Below are 23,902 nucleotides of genomic sequence, written 5' to 3'. Positions count from 1 at the left end.
GGAACAGGATCAGCACGCACCCGGACACCCTGCCCACCAAGATCGCTAGACGCAAGACCCGCGGTTCAATTCATTCTGAAACGATCAGTAAGACCATCATGACGTCATAGCACTGGCGGCATCATGTCGTTTGCCACCCGGCGTCAAGCTTGACCCGCACTCCATCGGAGTCTTGCCAGTCCCCACAGGCGTCCGTGGCCGCGGCCAGACCCGGAGCTAAGCGCGTACGCAGCCCGAGGTCGCGATGTCGCTGCGGATGCGGGTCACGGTGGCTACCGCGCGGCGCGTCCTGCCGACCTGTGACTTGGCGACGGGGCCGCGCTCGACCCTGGAGGGGATGCCACCACAAGGCTCCCTGCAGCGGTACCGTTTCGTGGCTGATCGCGCCTACGACTTCGACCTGTACCGCCGTCTGCTCTGGCACCGCGGTATCCGCCCAGTCATCGCCGAACGAGGCCAGCCACACGGCTCTGGCCTGGGCATCTTCCGTTACGTCGTCGAGCGCACGATCGCCTGGCTACACGGCTTCCGCCGCCTTCGCGTCCGCTGGGAACGGCGCGACGACATCCACGACCCGACCAGTGGCGCGGCATCGCGACCCGCTACGACAAGACCGCCGAGTCCTACCAGGCAGCCGTCACCCTCGCCTCGCTCCTGATGTGGACGTGACGTTTGAAGACAACTCCTAACCAGCGGTGGATTCAACATTGATCTGGACTCCACGCCCCCGCTCGCATCGGAATCTGACATCAGGGGGAAAGACCTCATCATCGGTGCCACGTCCGACAATCCCACGATCGACACGGAAGACTCCGCACTCTCCCTGGCCCCGCTCCCCTCCAGCGGACCGGCCCCCAGCGAGGCCGAATGCGCCGAACAGGCCAAGAAGAACGGGGCCTACACCGCCGAACTCATCAGGGGCGCACGCTTCTGCGCGCAGACCACCGAAGGACGCACCGCCTACCTACGGACCGTCACTGCCCCCTCAAATGGGCCGGTGCGCCTGAAAGTGACCGTGTGGGAGCTTCCCAGCTAGGCCGTTTACGGAAGTGGCTGCTGTACCTCACTCTGCGCCGCAATGATCCCGGTGTAGGGCGAGGAGATCTGCCGGATGGCCAATGGGCCGCCTTGGAGCCGTTGTTGCCGGTATTGATGCTGGGCCGTCCGTCCTGACATCGACGGAAGCTGATCGATGGGATTCGCTGGCGGGTGCCGACGAGGGCGCCGTGGCGGGACATCCCGGCCGAGTACGGGCCGTGGCAGACCGTCCATGGGCTCTTCCGCCGCTGGCAGCGCAGCGGTGTGTGGGCGGAAGTACTCACCGGCCTGCAGACACGTGCTGACGCGGCCGGGCTGATCACCTGGAAGGTGTTCACCAGGCGCCCCAGAGCAGATGTGCACGCAGGCAAGCGCATCAGCTTCCGTCAGAGAAAAGCCCTTACCCTTGAGACAGAACCGGGCGTCAGAATCGATTCCTTGGTGCCGGTGACGCACCGACACGATGTCGTCCGCTGGATGCAGCAGCGGCAACACCGCTAAGCTCGCGCCGCCTTGCCAGCCGCCCGTCTCGAAGGGCGCGATCGTCATGAAGGAGCGAGAGGCCGCGTCCGTTCCGGCCCGCGTGTCTCGCGCTCGGCAATCAGGATCAACAGGGCCGGGGCGATGATCAGGCCGCGGCGGGCGGCCGTCGGGCGCAAGAGGGCAAGTTCCTCGACCAGGTCGGCAATGGTCGTGCCAGCCTCCTCCGCGAGGACGCGCAGCCGGTCGCGGGCCTGCTCGGTCGTCTTGATGCTCGTGGTCGGTCTCCCCATGACCGCTGTTCTGCCAGCGGTAGAACGCGAGCGTAGATCTTCCGGGCATCCTGATCGCTGCCCCATCCGCGCAGCAGACCGGTGGCGTGCTCGGGCGCGGCCCGGCTCATCAAGTGGCCCAGGATCTCCCACAGGGCGGGGAACACAGCCAGCCCGTAGGAGGGTTCGCCAAAAGCGGGAGCGGTGACGCGTGGGGATGCCTCACGGGAGTGAAGGCCGCTGGAAGCTGACCTTCAGGGGCGCGAGCCGAGTCTTCGAGTATGCCCGGGCCTGAGGGCCTTGTTGACAAGACGAGGCTGGCTCGCGCCCAGCAGCCTGGGCATGAGCGCTCGTATTGAGGATCAGTTCCGTCTGTTGGGCCTCGAAGTGGTCCTATTGCTGCGAACTGGCCCGTCTGCGGCCGCCGGGCGGTTTGCTGTTCGTCGTCCGAGCCGGTTGCGCAGATCACCTCTCGGCTCTGCCTTGAGCAATCAGCTCTGACGCGGTCCGGGGGCCGCATGACTCACTGGCCGGGCGTGGCGAGGAAGGCCATGGGCCAGCAGCCGCCTTCACATGGGAGGTGAAATGCTGCAGGCCAGGCCGCCCCGAAGCCGTCTGAGCCCTTCGTCGGAGATACGACGAGGCAACCGTCCGGCAGGGACATGTTCCGCCGGACACCCCCCGAGGAGACAGCCGTCGCGCCCCGCGCCCGCCAGCCGGGAGAGGGGGACTCTCGCCGCAAGCGGGGAGACCCTGCCCTACCATCCATGGTTGGCAGATATATTTCGCAGCTCGATATATGCTCGACGCATGACCAGACAGAATCCGCCTTTGACGGAAGCGCAGTACTTCATCCTCGCTGCGCTTATGGATGGCCCGTTGCACGGTTACGGCATCATCAAGGCCGCCGAGCAGGCCACCGACGGGCGGCTCCGGATCGCTGTCGGCACTCTCTACGGCGCGCTGGAGCGGTTGGAGCGGGCCGGGTTGGTGGCCCCCGGCGACGAGGAGATCGTGGATGGGCGGGCGCGGCGCTACTACCGCCTCACCGAGCCCGGCACCGAGGCGCTCGGACGTGAGGCGCTGCGGATGCAGCAGGCGGCGGCCGTCGTCATCGGACACTCGCGGGATGCCGGAGCGGCCCCGGCATGAATCGCCTGCTGCTTGCGGCCCATCCCGAGCCCTACCGTTCCCGGCACGGAGAGGAGGTGCTGGCCTGCCTGGCCGAGGCGTATCCCGGCCGCTCCTGGCCCCCGCCGCGGGAAGTTGCCGCCTTGGTGCGTGCCGGGGTGCAGGCCCGCGCCCGGGCCACCGCTGATGACACCACTCGGCCGTGGTGGCTGGACGGCATCCACATGGCCGCCCTCGTTCTCGCCGCGCTGGCGCTGGTCCCGTACCTGCAGGATGTGTGGCACTGGGCGCTGCACATCGACCCCGGACAGCACGCCATCGCCTTCCGCTTCTCCGGCTGGTACCCGTGGGCCGAAGGTCCCACGCGGATACGTCTACTGCCCTACGGGCTGCTCCCGATGGTCTGCCTGATCGCTCTGCTGCGGGGCAGAGCGTGGATCGCGCTGCCGGCCGCGGCAGCCATGATCTGGGCCGGCGCCACGTCCCACGGCCGCACCCTCTTCGGCGACGAGGGCAAGGCGGGCCTGGGCTACTACGGTCTCGGCACCCCGATAACGGCCCGTGACCTGGCGCTCTCGGGGGCACTGTGCGCCGCGTGCGCTGTGCTGGCACTCTGCCGTCCCGGCCGTCTGCGACGCCGCTCGTACCGCTGGCTCTTCCCCCTCGTGCTCGCCCTGTTCGTGGCCGGGAGCCTGCACATCATCTCCGTCAGTCCGACCTTCCAGCGCGGCCTGTTCGCCTTCGAAGTCATCGCGCTGATCGCGGCATGGGTGGCGACGGACGCCACCGGCGACCACCGGTGGCTGATCCCCGTCGCAGCGGTCGCGATCATCCGTACGCAGGCGATCGTCGTCCGGCCGGACGCCTTCATGCAGTCCTTCCCGGACCTGGTCGTCCTCACCCTGCTGACCGCGCCCCTCCCCGCCCTGGCGTTTACCGCCCAGCGCCGGCAAGGACTGGCACGCACCGAATAGGAGCGGACCCCCGGCGGGCCGACCGAACCCGGCGGCCCCGAAGTGCCGCAAGACGCGCGTGACCCACCCCCCAACGGAAGAAACAGAGCGATGACCCAGCACGATTCTCCGTCCCTGCCCGCGCACCGTCCAGGGGCCACAAAGCAGGCGCCCGAGGCCCCCGACGACCCCAGCCCGTCCCGCATGACGCGGCCGTGGATGCCGGCCCTGCTGTACACCCTGGGGTTCCTGACGGTCTATCTGCTCGCCATCTGCACCCCGTGGGGGCAACGAGCTGAGAACCCGTGGTTTTACCTCGGCATGCAGGGTGGCGAAGCAGCATGGATCTACCCCCTGTCAGGATCGGCCTACGGCTCGACGCCCATCCCGCCGCTGGAATTGAGCGCCAAGCCCACCGTGATGGCGGGCCTGGCCGTCATCGTGCTCATAACCCTGGTGCGGCGGTGCTGGAGGCAGGGGTTCGCGGCGCTGGGGGTCGCGATTCTCGCGATCGGAGGCAAGGAGGTGTTCAAATCGACCGTGCCCCGCCCCGATCTGGTGGGCGCGCCCGAGAATCTCCTTGATCAGGGTTTTCCCAGCGGGCACACGGTCATCCCCGCCGCGCTGACCCTCGCCGTCGTCCTCGTGGTTTCCCCCCGCATTCGCCCCTACGTCGCCACGGCCGGTGTGCTGTGGCTCGCCTGCATCGCCGCCGCCACGGCGACCATGGGCGGCCACCGGCCCAGCGAAGTGCTGGGAGCCACCTTGCTCGCCTGTGCCTGTTACGGCCTCGCAACCTGGCTGCTGCCGCCGGCCGCCGCGCCAGGCGCCACGCGGAACCCTCGTGCGCTGCATGTCATCACCCTGACGCTGGCACTGGCCGTCGCCCTCGTTTCCGCCGCACGGCCCGACACCCTCACAAGGTCACTGGTCTCCGCGGCGACAGCCTTCATATGTGCGGCCCTGGTCTGGTACGCCGCAGTCGGGCGGCCCGCTCACACCGCACGCCGTACACGCCCCGCACTGGACTGACCACCCGTCAGACCCCGTGCGGAGACCGGCGCATCCCGGCAGAGCGGCGGTCCGACGCCACCGACCCCGGTCGTAGAAACAAGCCGTCGACACCCGAGCGGGGATGCGCTCCCGCACGGTGTGTCCTTCCATAGTCCGGTCAATAGGCCGGTCTCGCCCGGCACGGCAACCGGACGGCCAGAATGCTCACGTGACTGAACAGTGCAGGTCCGGACGGTAGACGATGACGAGGGCTGCCGCGGATCCATAGGGGCACCGGGGTCGGCGGTGACCTGGCGGCGGCCCACACGGTTCTGCCGTCCGCGCAGGGAACGCCCCGATCGAAGATCGGCCTCCCCGTTCCTACCTGATACTCCCTGCCACCACTACCGAACCGCAGAAGCGCTCTATGCCGCCGTGGCTGCACGGGAGTACGTCGTCATCGCCGACGCTACCCAGATGGACCCGTGCGACCTCCCGGGCTACGCGGGCCGCCTGTTCGACTACTTCGTCGCCCGACCAGACCACCACCGCCTGATCACCTGGGGCCGCCTCGAACTGCCGTGCACCGCGGCCGTTGCCGACGATCCCACCCAGGCAGTGATCGCCCGCAAAATAGGCCAGCTCCGCGAGGTGCAGCAGGCTGGACAGCTCGCCCCCGCCTGGGACCCGGCCGACGTCCTCGCCCTGGTCAATCAGATCGCCATGACCTGGGCGGCACAACCCGAACTCCGCGAGGCCGCCGTCGCACACGCCGTGGGCCCCACCACCGCCGCCCGCCGTGCAGCGGTAGTGACCGCTGTCGAGCGGCTTTTCCCCGAGCGCGCTGAGGTCCCCCAGGCCGGCGGCAGCCCTGCTCGACATTCGCGAACGGCGCGACCGCCCTTCCCGCTCGCCCAGGGGCACATTCTGCTGACGAATCAGCATCCTTGGGCCGGCGAAACAGATCCGGATGAGCCAGCAGGCAGGGGCGCGCCCCTTGCGCCCGCGTGCCCCGCCAACCTCCTCGGCCAACTCGGCCCCGCACTGCCGCGTGACGCCATGGGCGGATGTCCCTGGCCAGCTGGCAACGGCAGTTCGGCAACCTGATCACCCAGCCGCTCATGACCGGCGTACTCATAACCCCCCTCCGGGCACCAGCGAGACCGTGATGGCCTGCGCCTGCACGGACAGCTCAGCGCGGCCGAGCGCGCCAAGGGTTGTAGACGCCCCGCCCGTTGCCGTACTTATCCGGCAGGTGCACCCACTGGGTACCAGTCTGGAACTTGAAGGCGATCGCGTCGATCACCTCACGATGGTCTCGCCAGCGGCCACCCCGCTTCGGCGCCCGGTCCGGCAGCAACGGTTCGATCCGCACCCCCTGCGCATCAGTCAACGGCACACCCGGACCAACGACCGCTTGATCCAAACGAAATGGCCTAGTACACCCAACTGCTGAACCCTTTGGCTGCCCTGCCCACGCTGAACGCGCGCGAGCCCGCCACCGCGCAGGTGGCGGGCTCGTCGGCGTCATCGGCCCGGCTAGGGACCGGCAAGAAGCCAGAGAATGAGCGCGGCGTCCAGGTCGCGCGAGTAGCGGTAGACCACCGAGATGCCACGGCCGCCGGTCTGCTCGGGGAGCAGCTCGACCACGTAGGACACGGAATCCGGGTCAGCATCCGGCAATCCCCGCCCCTGTTCGGGGTTCTCTTCGAGTGCTCGGCGAACGGCCTCGACAGCAGCCTGCTCGGATCTGCTGAACTCCGCGCGCATCTTCGCGGCCGCATCGGAGTAGAAGGCGTGGGTCACCGGGCTCCGGCCTCGTCCATCTTCCGGCGGATTTCAGCGGTGACGTCCTCCGTGCTGCGGGCGAGCGCGGCCATGCCCTGGCCGTCGAACCGCAGCAGGACCCGGTGCCGGTAGGCCTGGGTGAGCTCGCGGACCGCCGTCAGATCATCGAGGTTGGCAGCATCCAGTTCTTCCTCAAAGCGCTGCCGGTCACCGGGGAAGCCCCACGTCGACAGTGCGTTGCGAAGCTCAGCGAGCGTGCCCATGGGCGGGTTGAAGCCGGGCCGTTCGGCCGGGTCGGGCTGTGCGGTCACGGTGTCCTCCTTGTCGCTGGTATCGACGCTACTCGCTCACCTTCCGAATGCGGTATGGCCCTGGGCAATCCGTGCCCCCGCCCCTGTTCTTTCGACGTCCGATGCGGGCTCGCAGGCCGTCGCCGTCCTTGACCGAGGCCTGCCCTAGTGTTGTCGGCCCGGTCCTCGGATCTGTCAGCTTGAGGCCTCGGGCGGCTTCCTGCCGTAGGTTCAGGGCCCTGGGAGCCGATATGGGGGGTGCTTCTATCTGTTCGGTCAAGGTGTGTGGGCGTGGTCAGGCTGCTTGTTTGTGTCGCGGTTGGTAGAGGGTTTTGTCGCGGAGCATGGCGAAGAGCACGTCGACGCGGCGGCGGGTGAGGCAGATGAGGGCTGCGTTGTGGCGCTTGTTCTCTGCGCGTTTCTTGTCGTAGTAGGTCCTGGATTCAGGGCTGCTGAGCGAGGCGAACGAGGCCAGGAACAGGGCCCGTTTGAGTATCTTGTTGCCGCCGCGGGGCGGTCCTTCACCGCGGATGGAGGTTCCCGAGCGGTGGGTGGTGGGGGTCAGTCCCGCGTAGGAGGCCAGGTGGGCGGCGGTGGGGAACGCGCCGGCGTCGCCGATCTCGGCCAGGATGCGGGCGCCGGTCCTGACCGCGACCCCGGGCATGGAGGTCAGGACCTTCGCGAGAGGGTGGGCCCCCAGCAGGGTGGCGATGCGGGTCTCGAGCATCTCGCGGCGCTTGAGGACAAGGGCCAGGGACTGGGCCAGGCCGGAGACGATCTCGGCGGCCGAGTCGGTCCCGGGGACGGTCACCGTCTGTTCGGCCAGCGCGGCGGTGATCTGTCCGGCCAGGCGCCGGGCACTGCGCATCCGCGGTGCGGCGGCCAGCATGACCTCGGCAACCCGGTCGGTGCCTGCCTGGGCCAGTGCACTTGGGCAGGAGTAGGTCTGCAGCAGGGCCAGGACGGCGGGGTGCCGCAGGCGCGGGCCCAGGACCCGTTCGAGGGCCGGATGAATCGAGGTGAGCAGGCCGCGCAGCCGGTTGGAGGTGCGGGTGGCGTCGGCCGCGAGGTCGTCGTCGTGGCCCAGGATCATGGTCAGTTCGGCCCGCACGTCCTCGGCGACGTCGAGGGAGTGCAGCAGGTGGGGCAGGGTGCGGGCGGCGTCGGCGATGACGTGGGCGTCGCGGGCGTCGGTCTTGCCGCTGCCCGGGTGCAGGTCGGCCAGGCGGCGCATGGACAGGCCCGGCAGGTAGGCGACCTCGCAGCCGCTGGCGCGTGCGACGGCCACGGCCAGGGTGCCGATGGAGGCCGGCTGGTCGACCACGACCAGGACGTTTCCCCGGCGCTGCAGACGGGCGAACAGCTGGCGCAGTGCCGGTTCGCCGTTGGGCAGCGGCTTGTCGAAAGCGGTGCGGCCATCGCGCAGCAGGGCCGTGCCGTGATGCTCGGCTTTGCCCACGTCCAGGGCGCAGAACACGTCGATCGAGGTGAAGTCTGTGCTGGTCACCGGGCTTTCCCTCCCCGGAGTCACGGCCGGTGGCCCACCGGGCACCGGAGGCCGGCAGCCACATTACGCAGCCCTGCCGACGGGCGGACACGCTTCTATCAGCGACCATCCGGTGCCGCCAGGACCGGCGGCAGCACCCCCCGGATCATCAACGACAGGGGCAAGGAGCCATACCGGCCCCGGAGGCCACGAGCCCAGTGCGGGCTCTACTCAGAAGGTAATGGGCAGCTTGACCAAGTCGCGTGTGGGGATCACGGGACCCGCTCAGAGCGATGGCCTATTCCTCTTCACCGGGACATAGAAGCTTCATAGGGGCACCCGGTGTGCGTATACGCCGGCAGCAGTCACCTGGCGGACAAGACGGCAGGCAGCATCACACGGGGTCTCAACGCGGCCGACACTGCCACCTTCCAGTCTTCTCCGAGCCAGGCAGCGGGAGGGCCCAACCACAGCCTGCCGGGCGCAATTCTCTGCGCCGCATGCCCAGCAGGAACAGCCTTGCTCCAGGCTTTCGACGGACGTGCTCAGTGTCCGGCACCTTCAATGAACGTTGCACCCGGTTCACGCCGCGCTACCGAAGGTCTCCCTACGGCCCTGCCTCAGCGCCCTCTCGAGGGTGGCCACATTCTCTCGGGTCTGTGACTGCGTCGTGCACTGTCGCGTCGCCCTCAAGAGGGGTGCGGTGTGCGACGGTTCGCGTCGCGGTGTCGTGCACGTCGTAGTTGTCGTCGAAGGCTCGTGACTCATCAGGTGATCTCCAGAGGGTTGCGGCCCTTCCCGGTGCACATGCCGTCGGGCCCCGGTACTGGACCGTGTTGGACGACGATCGGTTGACGCTTTTACCGGAAGCGGCCGAGTTCATGCGGCTGCGCTTCGGCCGTGATCAGGCGGAGTCGACTACGCGTACATATGCCGGGGCGGTCGTGCTCTCTCTGACGTGGTGCCGCTGCACCGGCCGAAATTGGACGACGGCGGCGGGGCGGCTGGGCAGTTTTATGTTCTGGCCGCGGCACTCGACCGGTGACGGGAATCCGGTGGCGGCCGGGCCGGAGCAGTGAACCCGTTCGGTGCGCCGGATCAATACCGTGCTGGCCGGCGTCCACGAGTTCTTGACCCACGGCACGACGCTCGGCATGGTGCCGACGTTCGTGCTGTCCCAGCTCTACGAGGTCGCTGGCGAACGGGACTTGCCGCTGCAGGCTCGCGATTCGCGATCTGCGCGGCGAACTCGCCGAACGGGACGAGGACCTTGCAGCCGCCCGCGCTGCGAACCGCGAGCTGATGGCCCAGGTCAACCGCTGACCTGCTCCGGCTCACGGGCTCCGCTCAGCGGCGCGCCGAACCACTGGTGCAGTGCGGCTCGCAGACCGCCGGCGTCTTCCGGCTCGTGTCCGGTCCACGCTATGTGGGAGTCGGGGCGCAGCAGCAGGCCGGTCATGCTCGTGCTCTCTGTCTTGCCGCTTATGACATCGACCCGGTCGTGCCAGGGCTTCGCGGCCTCGGCGAAGTCGCCGCACAGGTCCAGCAGCAAGGGCCGGGCGGTGGTGGTCAAGTCGGCCAGCCGGCAGGTGCCTGCGCCGGTGTGGATCACGAGGTCGGGCGCGAAGTCCTCGGTGGTTCCAGCGAGCAGGTGGGCGATGCGTTCAGTGCCGCCAGGTGAGGCGAGCAGGTCGCCAAAGACGGTCCGCAGGGCACTGACTTCCGGTCCGGGGCGCATCAGTGCCGACTGGGACAGGGTCGAGGCCACGACGTGTTCTGCGACAGGTCGGCGTTCCTCGTCGTAGGTGTCGAGCAGACCTTCGGGGGCCCACCCTCGCACTGTGGCGGCCAGCTTCCAACCGAGGTTGACCGCGTCCTGCAGGCCGAGGTTGAGTCCCGGGCCGCCGATCGCCGAGTGCACGTGGGCCGCGTCACCCAGCAGCAGTACCCGCCTGTCCCGGTAGCGGTCTGCCAGTCGGGTGTTTCCGCCGACAAGTCGTCGAAGCAGGTGCGGTCCCTCTCCTTGCGGCGGTCCCAGGGGGACGGGTACACCCAGCACGCGTTGGGCGCTCGCCATCATCTCTTCGAAGGTCATCGGGGTGGTGCGCTCGTCCGGCCTGCCGGTTTCGGTGGTGTTGAGGACTGGCACTCGGCCAGGCAGCAGGCCCCATGCGATCGTGCCGCGCTCCGTGCGCACGTACAGCAGGGGTGGCAAGCTCCCGTAGCCGGGAACGTGCAGGCTGCCGTCCGGGCCCAGGTGTTGGTCGGCCACGGACACGTTCGCGGAGCGGGTGACGAAGTCGTCGGTGGTCACGCCGGGGAAGCCGATGCCGGACAGGCGTCGCACCAGGCTGTGCCCTCCGTCAGCTCCTACCAGGTAACGGGCGGTGAGGGCCTCGCCGTCGGCGAGGGTGATCCGGACGAAGTCGGTGTCCTGGTGCAGATCGGCCACCTCCTGCCCCCTGCGGAGGTCGACGCCGAGTTCCACGGCGCGTTCGGCGAGGACCTTTTCGATCTGCTCCTGCGGCGCCGGGAGCAGGCTCACGGGGTTGTTGTCGAGTCCTGTGAGGTCCAGCGTGAATGCGCCGAACATGTAGCGCGGCGCGGGCCGCGGCGGCTCGCTGGATCCGCTGATGCGTGCGTAGAGACCACGTCGGTCGAGGATGCGCACCACCTGTCCGACCAGACCGTTCGCCCGGGGCTCGGTCTTCGGGCCGGCGAGACGCTCCAGCACAACCGGACGCACCCCAGCCAGTGCCAGCTCGCAGGCGAGCATCAATCCGTTCGGGCCGCCACCGACAATAACTACATCAAGCATGACAATTCTCCTTTTTGGGGCATGACGGCACAGGAGCTGCAAGCAGCAGCCCCTGTGCGGGGTGGAAGGGAGGGGGCCTACGGCGTGGGGAGTCCGGTGGCCACCATGCGCAGAGCCCGGGGCAGCAGAACCTCCATCGGCTCGCCCGTGCCGCCTTGCACGAACAGCTCGAGGGCGACGTTGTTCGCGGCCATCACGCTCGCGGCCACCAGGCGAGGGTAGAGATCGGAGCCGGGATCCGTGCCCGTGCGGTCAGCGATCGCCGCGGCAAGCTCCTTCTCCGCGATCTTGCTCGCCCGCAGCATCTCGGCCTGCAGCGCGGGTTCGGCCAACATCACCCGCAGACCGGCCGCCCACGCATCGGGCTCCTGGGGTGGCATGTGCTCCACCTCGGGGCCGGGCTCCAGCTGCCGTAGTGCCGCCCGAGTGATTGCCTCCCACAAGGGCTCGCCGGGCGGTCCGTGACGCAGCTCGGCCGCGAGCCGCAAGGAGCGCTCAAGGTAGCGAGACGCAATCGCTTCGGCCTTGCTGGAGAAGTAGTTGTTGTAGGTGCGCGGAGACACCCCGACCGCCGCGGCGATGTCTTCCACCTTGACCGCACTCAACCCGCGCTCGACGGTGAGCCGGACTGCGGCCCAGCTCAGCGCTGCACGCGTGGCTTCCTTCTTCCGTTCCCGAAGACCGCTCATGCCGTTCACGTTAGCAGAACATGCGTGGTACGCAATTATGCGCGGCACGCACTTTTCTGGACGAGGATCTGCCCGCTCTGGCTGAATGGGAGTGGGCACCTCAATGCACCGACAGGCCCTCGAGAGACATCCAGCCAGATGTCATCTATTCGACGACATCATGGTTGTCGTCTATTGGACGACGTGTTACAACGGTTTCAGTGCAGCGCATTGGCAGCTACCGCCGAACCCGCTGGAGGTGTTTCACGATGTTGATGCGCACTGACCCCTTCCGTGAGCTGGACCGGATGGCGCAGCAGCTGATGGACCCGGGCACCTGGTCCCGTCCGTCGGTGATGCCGATGGACGCCTACCGCGAGGGTGACGAGTATGTGGTGGCCTTCGACCTCCCGGGCGTCACCGCGGACGCGATCAACATCGACGTCGAGCGGAACATGCTCACCGTCAAGGCCGAGCGGCTGCCGGTGGCGAAGGCCGACGATGTGCAGATGGAGCTGTCCGAGCGGCCGCTGGGCGTCTTCTCCCGCCAGATCGTGCTCGCCGACACTCTCGACACCGAGCACATCCAGGCCGACTACGACGCGGGCGTGCTCACCCTGCGCATCCCGATCGCCGAGCGCGCCAAGCCCCGCAAGATCTCCGTCGGCGTCAGCTCCGGACGCAACGAGATCTCCCGCTGACACGGGCGGGACAGGTGCGGAGGACGGGCACCTGATCTCCCCCTCGCCCCGCCCTCCGCCCCTGTCGGGGGCGCGAAAGCAACTTGAGGTGACAGCTGAGATGACCTGGCGACGCGAAGCGTTCCTCGGCCACGTGAAGGAACGCGGCAAGTACGACACCGCAGAGGAAGCCGATCGCGTAGCCCGGGTGGTGCTCGCCCTCTTGGGCGCGCACTTGGTCGGAGAGGTCCGCGCCCAGCTGGCGGCACGTCTGCCAGAGGAATTCGCCCTCATCCTGCTCAACCCGCTGACCAGCGCCGAGCCGCTGTCTCCGGAGCGGTTCGTCCGCGCAACCGCGGCGTGGATCGAGGGCTCCACCGAGCAGACCGCGACCTGGGACGTCAGCGCCGTGCTGTCCACCGCCGCCGACGCCGCCGGCGAGGACCTGCTGGGCCAGATCCTGCTCCAGCTTCCCGCCGGCTACGACCTGCTCTTCGGTCGCCCCCAGCCCGCCTGACCATCCCCCCGGTGCCAACACCGGCCACAGCAAGAAAGGCGACACCCAGTAATCTCCGACCGGCACGCACCGCCCCGGCAGCCGCATCGACGCCCAGGGCCCGCGCAACGTGCTGCTCCTGCAGAACCGGCAAGACGCGTCGACCCCGCACCGGGGCGGGAAGATGCTGCGCGAGAAGTTCGGCGACCGCACCCGGTGGGTCAGCGTCGACGACAGCGGGCACGGCGTATACGTCCTGGGCAAAAACTCCTGCGCGGTGAACACCACCACGCGCTCCCTCGTCGAAGGCGAGATGCCCGCGACGGACACGTCCTGCCTCGCGAGCTGACCCCCTCGACGCCGGCGCTGCTGGTCCGCGGCCCGGCGAGCGGCTCGCGGACGGGGACAGAGGGCAGAGGCAGAGGGCAGAGGCTTGCCGAACGCCTGCCCACCCGCCGCACGGCCTGCCTCACCCGGTCTGGCTCCTCCCACACTCGGCCTCCGAGGTAGGCGGGCCGGGACGGGCGCTCGCATCGCTCCTACGGAGGTGCAGCAGCCGCCTTGCCGAGATCGCCGCCCGGCGTAGCGCCACCGCCGGGCGGATCAGCCTCGTCTGGCTCCTCGCCTCCTCCCCCGCCCATCCCCGTGGCACAACGGGTCGGTTACGCCGCGGGCCGCCCTCCTGACCGTGATGTCGCCTCGGCCAGGAGGGCGGCCCGCTGTCACGGGTGATGCACGGGGATCAGGACGGGTCGCCGTACTGGAGGCCGCGGCCGTTGGTGCCGATGTAGACGCGGCCGTAGGTGTCGGGGTCGCCGGTGATGACCCCCTGGCTGCCGATGGCGCCCCACTGGTGGGCCTTGTCGTTGGCGCGGGTCCAGGTGGCGCCCTTGTCGGTGGAGCGGAAGACGCCGGTGACGCCCTTGACCGTGCCGATCAGGTACAGCGTCTGGTACGAGGCGCGCGGCGCGGCCTTGCCGAAGCCGACCGCCGAGGCGGACGTCACCGAGGTGAGCCTGGTGAACTTGCCGCCACCGTCCGTGGAGTGGAACAACCCCTTGCCGCCGCCCGTGATCCACAGGTCACCGGCCCGGCCCGGGAGGGCCTTGAGGCGGCCGTCGGCGGGCAGGCCGGTCGCGCGGGCGGAGAAGGTCGCGCCGCCGTCGGTGCTGGCGTAGAGGGTGCCGCCGGTCAGGGAGTAGAAGGTGCGGGCCAAGGAGCGGTCGGCGACGACCTCTGCCCCCGTGCCGAGCCCCCGCACCTTCGACCAAGTCGCTCCCTTGTCCGTCGAGCGGTACGGGGACTGCCCGGACTGGGTCCACACCAGCGTGGAGCCGTCCGCCGCGAGGGCGATACGGCCGCTGTGGGCGCCGGCCACCGGTTCGGCGGCGAAGCCCCGCCAGGTGACGCCGCCGTCGGTGGAGTAGGCGCCGTCCTGCTTGCCGCCCGTACCGACCCGCGCCATCACCGACGGCTTCGACTCGGCATAGTCGATGGCGGTGCTGTTGCTCATCAGCGGGTTCTTCATCCGCCCGGACGGCACCCGCGTCAGGTCGGTGTGGCGGAATCCGCCCTGGTCACCCATGGCGGTCAGGACGCTCGCGCCGCCGGGCGGGGCGATGGCGTCAAGGATCGCCGTCTCCTCAAGTCCCTTGGCCCCCACGGTCCACTGGCTCGTCGAGGCGTCGGCGTTCTCGCTCCGCCAGATCCCGTTGCCGGTGCCGTACAGCACGTGCCCGGAGTCGAACGGGTCGATGGCGAGGGCCGTCATCCAGTGACCGGTGTGGGTGCCGACGTACGGCGCGCCGGAGGCGTCTCGTACGGACTTGCCGGAGAGGGCCTTCCAGGTCGAACCACCGTCCGTGGTGCGGTAGATCTCGTCCTGGGGGTACCAGCGGCCCAGCGTCGTGACCATCACCGTGGACGGCTTGCGTGGGTCGACCGCGAGCCCCGAGAAGCCGTACGAGCCCTGCGAGGGGGACACGTCCTTCCAACCCCCGCCGCTCGGCGTGTACTTCCACACCGAGCCGCCGGTGACGCCGTTGGGCCCGAGGTTGTCGGTGTACGTCACATACAGCGTGCCGTTGCCCGTGACGACACCGTGCTGTGGCAGCTGGCCGGTCGGCTGCCCGGCGACCGCCTGCCAGGTGGCACCGGCGTCGGTCGACCGGTAGAGGGGCTTGGACTTGTCGGCGACACCGGCGTACACGGTGTTGCTGCCCTTCGGCCCGTACGTCACGAACGAGATGCCCCCGCCGCTGCCCGCCCCGTCCTTGACCGGGAAGGACTCGACCTGCCGCCAGCTCGCACCGTAATCGGTGGACCGCCACAGCCCGTTCTTGCGGGAGCCGAGGAGCAGGTTCGAGTGGTCCGACGGGTCGACGACGAGGCGTTCGCCGGCGCCGCGGCCGTCCTCGTTGCCTCCGATCTTGAAGGGCAGTGCGGTGCGCTGGAAGGTGCGGCCGCGGTCGGTGGAGCGCAGGATGGCGCCGTTGCCCGCCCAGTCGTTGGTGTACGTGCCCGCGCCGAGGTAGAGCCGGTCGGGGTCGACGGGGTCGGTGGCCAGGGAGTCGATACCGAGCAGGTTCCAGTCCTTCTCGCCGAGCCAGTCGGTCAGCGGGATCCACTTCTCGGCGCGGGCGTCCCAGCGGTACGCGCCGCCCATGTCGGTGCGGGCGTACAGCAGACCCCGCTCACGCTGGTTGAAGACGAGGCCCGGGACGTAACCGCCGCCGACGGTCTGCGCGTTCTTCCACTTGTACGGTGGTGCCGCGGACGTCCGGGCCTTCGCGGCCTGGGAGTCGTCCTGCGTGAGGAGCAGGTACGGCACGGCCGCGGCGGGCACCGCGAGCAGCAGGGCTATGGCGCTTCCGCGGCGACGGTGCAGACCGCGGCGCCGGGAGCCCGTACGGGTGGGGGAAGAGGTGTTCATGGGGGGGGTGTGCTCCTTGCGGATAACTGGCGGATAGCTGGAGGACAGCTGTCAGCGGAACGGCTCAGCGCTTCAGGGTCAGAACACCCGGCCGGTAGGGCAGGGCGTCATAGGGGGCGTCCGACTTCGGGTCCTTGCCCTGATAGAGCAGCTGGAGGTTGCACGGGTCGACGGTCATGGTCTGGTCCGGGTTGGAGCGGATCAGGTCACCGTGGCTGATGTCGTCGGTCCAGGTCGCACCGCTGTTGGCCTTGCCCGCGAAGGGGTTGGACTCGGTGGCGGCCTGCGGGGTCCACGTACCGTTCAGGCTGGTCGCCGTGAAGGAGCGGAAGTAGCGCTTCTCGCCGGCACCCCGCGCCTCGACGATCATCAGGTATTGGTTCTGGCCCTGGACCTTGTAGACCTGCGGTGCCTCGAAGAGGTTCTTGACGGTGTCGCTCATGACCGTCGTGTACGACGAACCGAAGTTGCCGGGGAAGTTCCCGATCGGCATGGATGCCCGGTAGATCTTGCCGTTGTCACCGGCGAAGAAGAGGTACATGTTCTGGTCGTCGCCGATCAGCGTCTGGTCGATGGGACCGGTCCCGGGGTCGGGCAGCTTTCCGGTGAACAGGGGCTGCGGCGCGGACCATCCGTTGGGGTTGGTCGGGTCGGCGGAGGTGCGGTAGCTGAAGGGAGAAGCTCCCCACTGGTACGTGAGGACCCAGATCTTCTTCGGCGCGAAGTAGAAGAGGGTGGGCGCGACCGCGTTCTGGCTCATCTTCGTCTGCTTGGCCGTCCCCATGCCGGACCAGTCGGTGAAGGGGGCGAACGCCATCGAGCCGTACGCGGTGCCCGTCGACATCGACCCGTAGACGAGGTGCTTGCCGTTGTACGGGACGTGGGTGAAGTCTTTCAGCGAGGCCCAGCCGTTCGCGGGCTGCGCGAGGGGGCCGCTCGAGCTCCACTTGTACGTGGACGGCAGCGCGCACGTACCACCGGCCGCCCCGGAGGGGGCGGTCCACTTCTGGTTGTCGACGCCGGCGCAGGTGTGCAGCTGGATCTTGGTGCCGTTGGAGGTTCCCGCGCCGATCGCGTCGAGACACTTACCGGACTGCACTCCGCTGATCGAGCCGTTGGTGTTGATGTTCCACTGCTGGTTCGTGCCGCCGTTGCAGTCCCAGATGACCACCTCGGTGCCGTTCGTCGTGCCCTTCGCCTTCGCGTCCAGGCACTTGTTGCCGAACACCTTCAGCTGCTTGGCAGCGGTGTGCGTCCAGCTCTGGTTGGACTGCCCGTCGCAGTCCCTCAGCTGTACTGACGTGCCGTTGGCCGTCGAGGAGTCGGGGACGTCGATGCAGCGGCCGGAGGCCACGCCCTTGATCTTGCCGGTGCCGTCGCCCGGGTCGGCCGGGGTGGTACCCGACCCGGCGCCGAACGCCTTCTTGACGGCGTCGTACGCGGGCTTCGGCTTGCCGGCCGCGTCGAAGAGCAGCGGCTTCTCGTCCGCGCGCCACGAGTCGCTGTCACGCACGCCCCACACCGTGATGCCGGTGCAACGCTGCACGCCGAGGCAGGCGTTGACCGCACTCGCATAGTGCGTGGGAGACGCCTGGGCGATGTCCAGCTCGGTGATCTGGACGTCGACGCCGAGGGCGGCGAAGCTGTCGAGGGTCTTCTTGAAACTGGCCGGCGGGCCGCCCGCCCCGAAGTGGCTCTGGAAGCCGACGCAGTCGATGGGGACACCGCGCGCCTTGAAGTCCTTGACCAGGCGGTAGGCGCCCTGGGTCTTGGCGGCCGACCAGTCCTCGATGTTGTAGTCGTTGTAGCAGAGCTTCGCGGCCGGGTCGGCCGCGCGGGCGGTGCGGAACGCCTCCTCGATGAAGCCGCTGCCGAGCACCTTCTTGAACACCGACTCGCGCAGCGCACCGCTGCCGCCGTCCTGGAAGGCCTCGTTGACGACGTCCCAGGCGTAGATCTTGCCCTTGTAGCGGCCCATCGTGGTCTTGATGTGATTGTTCGTGACGCTGCGCAGCGTGCTCGGGTCGTTGATCGCCTTTACCCAGTCCGGCAACTGCGAGTGCCACACCGTGGTGTGGCCGCGCAGCCGCTGGCCGCGCTCCAGAGCCCGGTTGACGATCTTGTCGGCGGCATCGAACCGGAAGTTGCCGCGGGAGGGCTCGATCGCGTCCCACTTCATCTCGTTCTCCGGGGTGATCATGTTGAACTCCCGGTCGGCGATCGACGTGTACGCCGAGTCGCTCAGCCGCCCCGCGGCTATCGCCGTGCCGAAGTACCGGCCCGACGAGGACGCCTCGGCCTCCAGGCTCGCGGCCCCGGCGGAGTTGGGGAGCAACGTCACGGCACCGGCCACCAGCGCCGAGGCTGTCAGGCCGATCGTCAGCGTCCGGCGAGGCCTGCGGAGGCGGTGCAGGCCTTTGCGGGGTTCGTCGGTGTGTCTGGTCATGGGGAGTGGCCTTCTTCAGGGGACAGATCAGCGGGGGACGCCTGTGAAGCGGCACCCCTGAAGAGGAGGCTGGGGAGGGTGGGACGGCGTAACGAAAAATGTGCGCGCAGGCGTGGTGACGAATCTCGCGGCGGAAAAACGTAATCCGGGACCCGGCTGCGAAGTCGGCGGATCCCGGCTCTCAGGTCCGCGGCGCGCGGACGACGAAAGAGGCCTGGCCGGTGAAGGTACGCGTGCCGTTGGAGCCGTCGAGGCGGATCGAACCGTCGCGGGGGCGCAGGGCGGAGCCCGGGTAGTTGTGCGCGTACAGAGTCACCGATCCGTCGACCGTCCCATGGCGCGGGCAGAAGGTGGCGTCCTCCCGGAACAACGGGCTGCCGTCGTCGGCGCTCAGGCGCAGCCGCAGATAGTGGTGGCGCAGATACCGGCCATCGGCCGCCCGCAACGTGACACACCGGCTGTCGGCGAGCCCCTTGCTGACGGTGAAGGTGGCCGCACCGCTGCTGAGCGTCGCGAAGTCGCCGTCGTACGTGAGGAATTGGCCGGGCCGGTCCACAGACTCAAGGGACCGCACGCCCAGCGGAACCACGGCCGGACCTGACGGCGACGCCGTGGCCGACGGAGCCGGGGTGGTCGACGGAGTCGGGGTGGTCGTACCGGCCGTCGGCGATGCGGCGGCACCGGGCGGCCGGTGCTCCGGTTCGGGCCAGGTGACGTACGTGGCGGTCCCGGTGACGAGCACCGCGCCGGTGGCCAGGGTCGCGATCGGATTAGCGGTCACCGCCTGGAGCTTGCCGAGCAGAGCGCCGCCCCCTGCCGCCGTACCCGTGGCGCTCGCGGTGGTCGCCGTCGCCACCGTCGTACCCGACAGCAAGCCCTTCGCGACCAGCGCCCCGAAGAGTGCCGCCGGCACGGCCAGCGGCGTAAGTCCGGACAAGAGCAACTCGGCCGGTACCCGCTCGGCAGCTGTCGCCGTGCATGTCGCGCAGTCGCGCGTGTGCCGGGCGATCCGCTTGCGCCACACGGACGTTCGCGCACCGTCCCAGCCGGCGACGGTCGCGCTCAGGACCGGACAGCGCGGGTCGGCCGCCAGCGCGGCGACGATCGTCCGGCTCAGTTCCAGCTGCTCGCGCATGCGCTGCAGGCGAACCCCTGTGTGGGAGACGCTGGCGCCTGTCGCGTCGGCGATGTCCTGGCGGCTGAGCAGCCCGGCGCACTCCTGCCACCACAGCGAGAGGAGCACCCGGTGTTCCGCGTCGAGCCAACGGCCGGCCTCGACCGCCTGTCCGCGCTCGTCCGACATGCGCAGCCGCAGGATCGTCGTGTCCTCCAAAGGGGCGGCGGCGTCCGGCACCGGGAGCGCCTCATCGAGGAGCGTGGTCCGGTCGGCGAGTGTGCGCTGCCGCTGCCAGTACGTATTGACCTGCCGGAGCGTGATCGACACCAGCCACGAACGGAAGCTCTCCGGGACCCGCAGGGCGGGCAGGTCGCGTACCGCACGCAGCAGCGTCTCCTGCACCACGTCGTCCACGTCGGCATGGCCGCTCAGCGCCCGTCCGACGATGTTGTACAACAACGGCAGGTACGCGGAAACGAGCTCCTCGCGCGCCCGCTCGTCACCGCGCTGCGCCGCGACGACCAGCCTCACGTGATCCGCGTCCATGAGCCCCAGTCCCATCTCTTCAGGGGAGTGATCCGCCGAGTACGGCGCCACACCCTAACCGTGTGGACCACGACGTGATCCACCAGGGGTGACGATCATGTGACGCGCCGGTCAGTTGCCCTTCTCCGCCGGCTTCAGAATCGCCACACGGAGTGTGGGCGCCAGGAGCTTCAAATCCGGCAGGCCCGTGATGAGGCTCGTCGCACTTCCCCACCCTGCGCTCTGGGGTGGGACAGACCTGCTCACCGTGTTCACCTGATGCGCCCGCCGCCAAATCAGCGGCTTTCAGGTGGGGAGCCTCAAATAGAGTCCTCGGCAAGCGGTTGATGCCCGCACGGCACCATGTCACCGGTCACAGTTCTTGTCGAAGACCTCGGGCGTCACGCCCGGCGTCCACCCACACAGTGATGCCCTGGTCATGCACGACCTCTTGAACGGCGACTGTTTAGGCTCTGCCAATGCGTGCTGCCCGTCCTCCCCGGTCAACGGGACTTCGTCCGGTCGACGGCTCGCCCTTCAAAGCGGGGGCGGGCGAGCCGTCGACCACGGCCCAGGAAATCCGCGGTGTTCGCGCTGCGGACCTCGGCGAGGAGGACCTCGTGCAGCCGGGGCCACCCTCCCGCGCCAGCCCCCTGGGACTACTCGGCCAAGCGGCACCAGCAGGTCATGCCGGAGCCGAAACCGGGTACCTGCGGAAAGTACTCCCCGGCGGTGGGCCCGGTGTGCAGTGCCAACAAGATGCCCTGGAACACCATCCGGTCCGCAGTGGTCCCACCACCTCGGAGATCATGTCGTCAGGAGCGCTCAGGCGTCTTGGCCATGGACGCGGCCAACGCCGCAAGGAGCAGGACGCCCGCCGACCACCAGGCCGCGACGGTGAAGCCGTGCACCATGCCCTCCCCCAGGACCCTTCTCCCAGACGGGTGGGCGTGGATGTAGCGGGTGGCGGCGGACGAGGCGAGCGTGTTCAACAGGACGGTGCCCAGGGAGCCGCCGATCTGCTGGAAGGTGGAGACGGTCGCGGAGGTCACCCCGGCATCCTTCGGGGCGACCCCGGCGGTCGCCGTCGCGTAGACCGGCATGAACGTCAGTCCCATGCCCAGGCCGAGCAGCACCAGCGCGGGCAACACCCCGGTGGCGTAAGCGGAGTTCACACTCAGGCGGGTCAGGAGCAGCATGCCGACGGCCGCGAGGAGCATGCCGGGGGCCATCAGGTTGCGGGGGGCGGTGTGGGGCAGGAGCCGGGCGGCGATCTGCGTCGCACCGATGACGATCGTGACGGACATCGGCAGGAAGGCCAGTCCGGTCCGTAGGGGTGAGTAGTCGAGGATGACCTGGAGGTAGTAGGTCAGGAACAGGAAGGCGCCGAACATGGCGACAGTGGCCAGGCCCATCGTCACGAACGCCGCCGCACGGGTGCGGTCCCTGACGATGTGCAGCGGCAGCATCGGATGCTTGGCGTGGGACTGCCACCACACGAAGACGGCGAGCAGGACCACACCGGCCGCGAACAGGGTCAGGACCAACGGGTCGGCCCAGCCTGCGGATTCGGCTTCGCTGGAGCCGTACACGATCGCCACGAGCCCGCCGGAGGCGAGCAGCGCGCCGGGGACGTCGAGGCGCACCCCGCGCTGGCCGGGATGGTCCTTGAGGAGGACCAACGCGCCGCCGAGGGCGGCCAGCGCGACGGGGACGTTGACGTACAGGCACCAGCGCCAGGTCGCGTACTCGGTGAGCAGGCCGCCCACCAGCAGCCCGATGGCGCTGCCGCCCCCGGCGAGCGCGCCGTAGATCCCAAACGCCTTGCCTCGCTCGGCGGGGTCGGTGAACGTCGTCGTCAGCAGTGACAGTGCGGAGGGGGCCAGGACGGCCGCGCAAGCCCCTTGCAGGGCCCGCGCCGCGAACAGCGTCCCGGGACCGTCGGCCGCGCCGCCGAGCGCCGAGGCGGCGGCGAAACCGACCAGGCCGATCATGAAGGTGCGTTTGCGGCCGACCAGGTCGGCGATTCGGCCGCCGAGGAGGAGCAGGCCACCGAAGGCCAGGGAGTAGGCGGTGATCACCCACTGTCGGTTCGCATCCGACATGCCCAGTCCCCTTTGGACGGAGGGCAGGGCGATGTTCACGATCGTGCCGTCGAGAATCACCATGAGCTGGGCGCCCGCGATGACGGCCAGGGCCCACCACCGCTTCGGATCGGGCAACTCGGCCGAGTTCGTGGTGGTGTCGGGGACCGGCGTGGGCCCGGCGTCCCCGGAGGAAGACTGCTTGGTCAAAGCGATCACATTCTGTGTCAGAGGTGTAGGAGCAGACGCGCGGTCCTACACCCCGGGACGCGACACAAGGGATCGCGAGAGCAGCGGACACCACCATGAGGTGCCGCAAAGGGGGCTAAGAGTCCTACCGCGCGCCGAACGGGGGCACACGGCCGGGGGCAACTATGGCCGCCACACTCGTTGTCCAGTTCCAGTCCATGTTTCCCACCTCCTCCCGGCCGGGCACGCTTGTACGCATCGACGCCGAACGCGCCGAACGGTGCGGCAGGGAACCCGCCGCACATGACCTCCGACAGAGTAGGCCAGCCAGCCGGCAACGCAAACGGATTTACCCGGCGCCTGTTCGCTTGCGGCTGGTGACACGGAACCTGCCGGCTCCCCCGGCCCTCGTTGCAGGTGCCAGGTTGGAGTAGCCGCTCGGGCGGCCGTTGTACCCACGCGTCGATCTTGGAGTGATGCGACCCAAACCAGACGGCCGACTTCCGCTGCGATCAGCCTGTCGCCCTGATGGACATGCGGCCCAGTCCGCCGGCTTGCCTATTCCTCTGCACGGTGGTGGTCACGCTCCGGACGGGCCTGGTAGGACTCCACGCGTCCTACCAGATAGGCGAAGACGTTCGTCAGGAGCTTGATGTCTCCTCGCCCGCCCCGAAGAACGGTCGCCACCGCCGTCTGTCCGGCCCCGACGGAGCCTGCGATGTCGCGGATCGTGGGGGCCCCTGCGCGTTCTCGCAGGAGGTCCCACGTAGGCCCCATGTCGTTACGCACCTTGAGCTCTTCGAGGAGTTGATTCCACTCGATGTCCGCGAAGGGATTCTCCTGGCGGGGGGCTCGCGGCAGTGAGGCCGGCACGATGGCTCGCGGTGTCGCTTTCGGCTCGGCCCCCAGCAGAAGGCTCTCCAACACTTCCTGGTAGGCCTCGTTGTCCATCAGGTCCGCGTCGCGCAGGGCCCTGAGCATTCTGATCTTCGCCTCGCACGCTTCTTCGGGAGTCAGCGATCCTCCGTTTGCCTGCATCGGAATGACGCTGTGGACGTAGCCAGTCGTCCCATCGCGCCGCACGGAGCGGTCTTCGCGCCGCACCTCGGCCTGCTCCCGCAGGCGCTGGCGCTCAAGCTCATCCTCAACAAGAGTTCGCTTCCGCATCCATTGCGCCTCATCACCTCCCCAGGCGCGTACGAGAGCAGCCAGGACGGGGACGGTTGGAATCCGCTCGCCCCGCAAAGCGGCATGCAGCGTCGAGCGCGGCATGTTGTTCTCAGCCGCGATGGCATGAATCGTCTTGGCCCCAAAGCCCGCATCGTCGCGCAGCTCTCGCAGGGCGAGAGCAAACCGGGCTTGAGGACCATCGTCTGCAGAGAGCGGCGTTGCACGACGTGGCATCTGGTCTACACCTGTTGTCTCGCGTAGAGCGCGTTTTGTGCGCGTATTGTCTCGCCCCCCCTTACGGCGCGACAACCCTGTTGCGAGACTTCAACTATCCATCCAGCGGCCA

At 68.8% G+C, this 23,902-nt stretch carries 19 protein-coding genes and 2 pseudogenes; 9 read left to right on the top strand and 12 right to left on the bottom strand.

Features of this window, described 5'->3' with window-relative positions; all coding sequences use genetic code 11:
* Positions 1-376: 376 nt before the first annotated feature.
* Both ACWFRU_RS38845 and ACWFRU_RS38840 read left to right on the top strand, forming a co-directional pair.
* Positions 377-658, top strand: a pseudogene (locus ACWFRU_RS38845) (hypothetical protein); the annotation flags it as partial.
* A gap of 527 nt (positions 659-1,185) precedes the next feature.
* On the top strand, positions 1,186-1,539 hold the full coding sequence (locus tag ACWFRU_RS38840; protein WP_453692980.1) for a transposase: 354 nt from the start codon (positions 1,186-1,188) through the stop codon (positions 1,537-1,539).
* Positions 1,540-1,583: 44 nt separating this feature from the next.
* Here ACWFRU_RS38840 and ACWFRU_RS38835 read toward each other — a convergent pair whose 3' ends face one another.
* Positions 1,584-1,811 (bottom strand): hypothetical protein, encoded by a 228-nt coding sequence (locus ACWFRU_RS38835; RefSeq protein WP_453692974.1) that lies wholly within the window; start codon positions 1,809-1,811, stop codon positions 1,584-1,586.
* Positions 1,812-2,600: 789 nt separating this feature from the next.
* Between ACWFRU_RS38835 and ACWFRU_RS38830 the strand changes: the two genes are divergently transcribed.
* The 4 genes from ACWFRU_RS38830 (at position 2,601) to ACWFRU_RS38815 (ending at position 5,974) form a co-directional block, all read left to right on the top strand.
* Entirely contained in the window at positions 2,601-2,942 is a 342-nt protein-coding gene (locus ACWFRU_RS38830) for a PadR family transcriptional regulator (RefSeq protein ID WP_453692972.1), read from the top strand.
* Positions 2,939-3,895, top strand: a complete 957-nt coding sequence (locus ACWFRU_RS38825) for a hypothetical protein (protein ID WP_453692970.1) — start codon at positions 2,939-2,941, stop codon at positions 3,893-3,895. Before ACWFRU_RS38830 ends, ACWFRU_RS38825 begins: the two co-directional genes overlap by 4 nt.
* Positions 3,896-3,985: 90 nt before the next feature.
* Positions 3,986-4,906, top strand: a complete 921-nt coding sequence (locus ACWFRU_RS38820; RefSeq protein WP_453692968.1) for a phosphatase PAP2 family protein — start codon at positions 3,986-3,988, stop codon at positions 4,904-4,906.
* Between the two features lie 396 nt (positions 4,907-5,302).
* Positions 5,303-5,974: a hypothetical protein gene (locus tag ACWFRU_RS38815; protein ID WP_453692966.1), complete on the top strand. Its 672-nt coding sequence runs from the start codon at positions 5,303-5,305 to the stop codon at positions 5,972-5,974.
* 85 nt (positions 5,975-6,059) lie between these two features.
* On the opposite strand, the gene ACWFRU_RS38810 is transcribed toward ACWFRU_RS38815, so the two are convergent.
* From ACWFRU_RS38810 to ACWFRU_RS38785, 6 genes are all read right to left on the bottom strand, one after another.
* The gene (locus ACWFRU_RS38810; RefSeq protein WP_453692964.1) at positions 6,060-6,398 is read right to left on the bottom strand and encodes a transposase; all 339 of its coding nucleotides are present in this window, start codon (positions 6,396-6,398) and stop codon (positions 6,060-6,062) included.
* Between the two features lie 8 nt (positions 6,399-6,406).
* Entirely contained in the window at positions 6,407-6,673 is a 267-nt protein-coding gene (locus tag ACWFRU_RS38805; RefSeq protein WP_453692962.1) for a hypothetical protein, read from the bottom strand.
* Complete coding sequence (locus ACWFRU_RS38800; protein ID WP_453692960.1) at positions 6,670-6,966, bottom strand: hypothetical protein; 297 nt, start codon at positions 6,964-6,966, stop codon at positions 6,670-6,672. Before ACWFRU_RS38800 ends, ACWFRU_RS38805 begins: the two co-directional genes overlap by 4 nt.
* Before the next feature lie 274 nt (positions 6,967-7,240).
* Positions 7,241-8,452, bottom strand: coding sequence for an IS110 family transposase (locus ACWFRU_RS38795; protein WP_453692958.1), 1,212 nt, complete (start codon positions 8,450-8,452; stop codon positions 7,241-7,243).
* Between the two features lie 1,291 nt (positions 8,453-9,743).
* Complete coding sequence (locus ACWFRU_RS38790) at positions 9,744-11,249, bottom strand: FAD-dependent monooxygenase (RefSeq protein ID WP_453692956.1); 1,506 nt, start codon at positions 11,247-11,249, stop codon at positions 9,744-9,746.
* A 77-nt stretch (positions 11,250-11,326) separates the two neighbouring features.
* Positions 11,327-11,938, bottom strand: a complete 612-nt coding sequence (locus ACWFRU_RS38785; protein WP_453692954.1) for an acyl-CoA-like ligand-binding transcription factor — start codon at positions 11,936-11,938, stop codon at positions 11,327-11,329.
* Positions 11,939-12,186: 248 nt separating this feature from the next.
* Here ACWFRU_RS38785 and ACWFRU_RS38780 point away from each other — a divergent pair, with 248 nt between their 5' ends.
* From ACWFRU_RS38780 to ACWFRU_RS38770, 3 genes and pseudogenes are all read left to right on the top strand, one after another.
* Positions 12,187-12,618, top strand: coding sequence for an Hsp20/alpha crystallin family protein (locus ACWFRU_RS38780; protein WP_453692952.1), 432 nt, complete (start codon positions 12,187-12,189; stop codon positions 12,616-12,618).
* 100 nt (positions 12,619-12,718) lie between these two features.
* Positions 12,719-13,114, top strand: a complete 396-nt coding sequence (locus ACWFRU_RS38775; protein ID WP_453692950.1) for a DUF2267 domain-containing protein — start codon at positions 12,719-12,721, stop codon at positions 13,112-13,114.
* A gap of 67 nt (positions 13,115-13,181) precedes the next feature.
* Positions 13,182-13,442 (top strand): annotated as a pseudogene (locus tag ACWFRU_RS38770) (alpha/beta hydrolase); the annotation flags it as partial.
* Positions 13,443-13,835: 393 nt separating this feature from the next.
* Here the strand turns inward: ACWFRU_RS38770 and ACWFRU_RS38765 are convergent.
* The 5 genes from ACWFRU_RS38765 to ACWFRU_RS38745 all read right to left on the bottom strand — a co-directional run bounded on the left by ACWFRU_RS38765 (position 13,836) and on the right by ACWFRU_RS38745 (position 23,790).
* Positions 13,836-16,025: a WD40/YVTN/BNR-like repeat-containing protein gene (locus ACWFRU_RS38765; RefSeq protein ID WP_453692948.1), complete on the bottom strand. Its 2,190-nt coding sequence runs from the start codon at positions 16,023-16,025 to the stop codon at positions 13,836-13,838.
* Between the two features lie 64 nt (positions 16,026-16,089).
* Positions 16,090-18,471, bottom strand: a complete 2,382-nt coding sequence (locus tag ACWFRU_RS38760; protein WP_453692946.1) for a non-reducing end alpha-L-arabinofuranosidase family hydrolase — start codon at positions 18,469-18,471, stop codon at positions 16,090-16,092.
* Positions 18,472-18,652: 181 nt separating this feature from the next.
* Positions 18,653-20,149, bottom strand: coding sequence for a sigma-70 family RNA polymerase sigma factor (locus tag ACWFRU_RS38755; RefSeq protein ID WP_453692944.1), 1,497 nt, complete (start codon positions 20,147-20,149; stop codon positions 18,653-18,655).
* A gap of 779 nt (positions 20,150-20,928) precedes the next feature.
* The gene (locus tag ACWFRU_RS38750) at positions 20,929-22,407 is read right to left on the bottom strand and encodes an MFS transporter (protein ID WP_453692942.1); all 1,479 of its coding nucleotides are present in this window, start codon (positions 22,405-22,407) and stop codon (positions 20,929-20,931) included.
* A gap of 537 nt (positions 22,408-22,944) precedes the next feature.
* Entirely contained in the window at positions 22,945-23,790 is an 846-nt protein-coding gene (locus tag ACWFRU_RS38745) for a hypothetical protein (protein WP_453692940.1), read from the bottom strand.
* Positions 23,791-23,902 lie beyond the last annotated feature (112 nt).

The organism is Streptomyces sp. NPDC055099, assembly GCF_053607685.1.
This window is presented reverse-complemented; position numbering and strand designations above follow the sequence as displayed.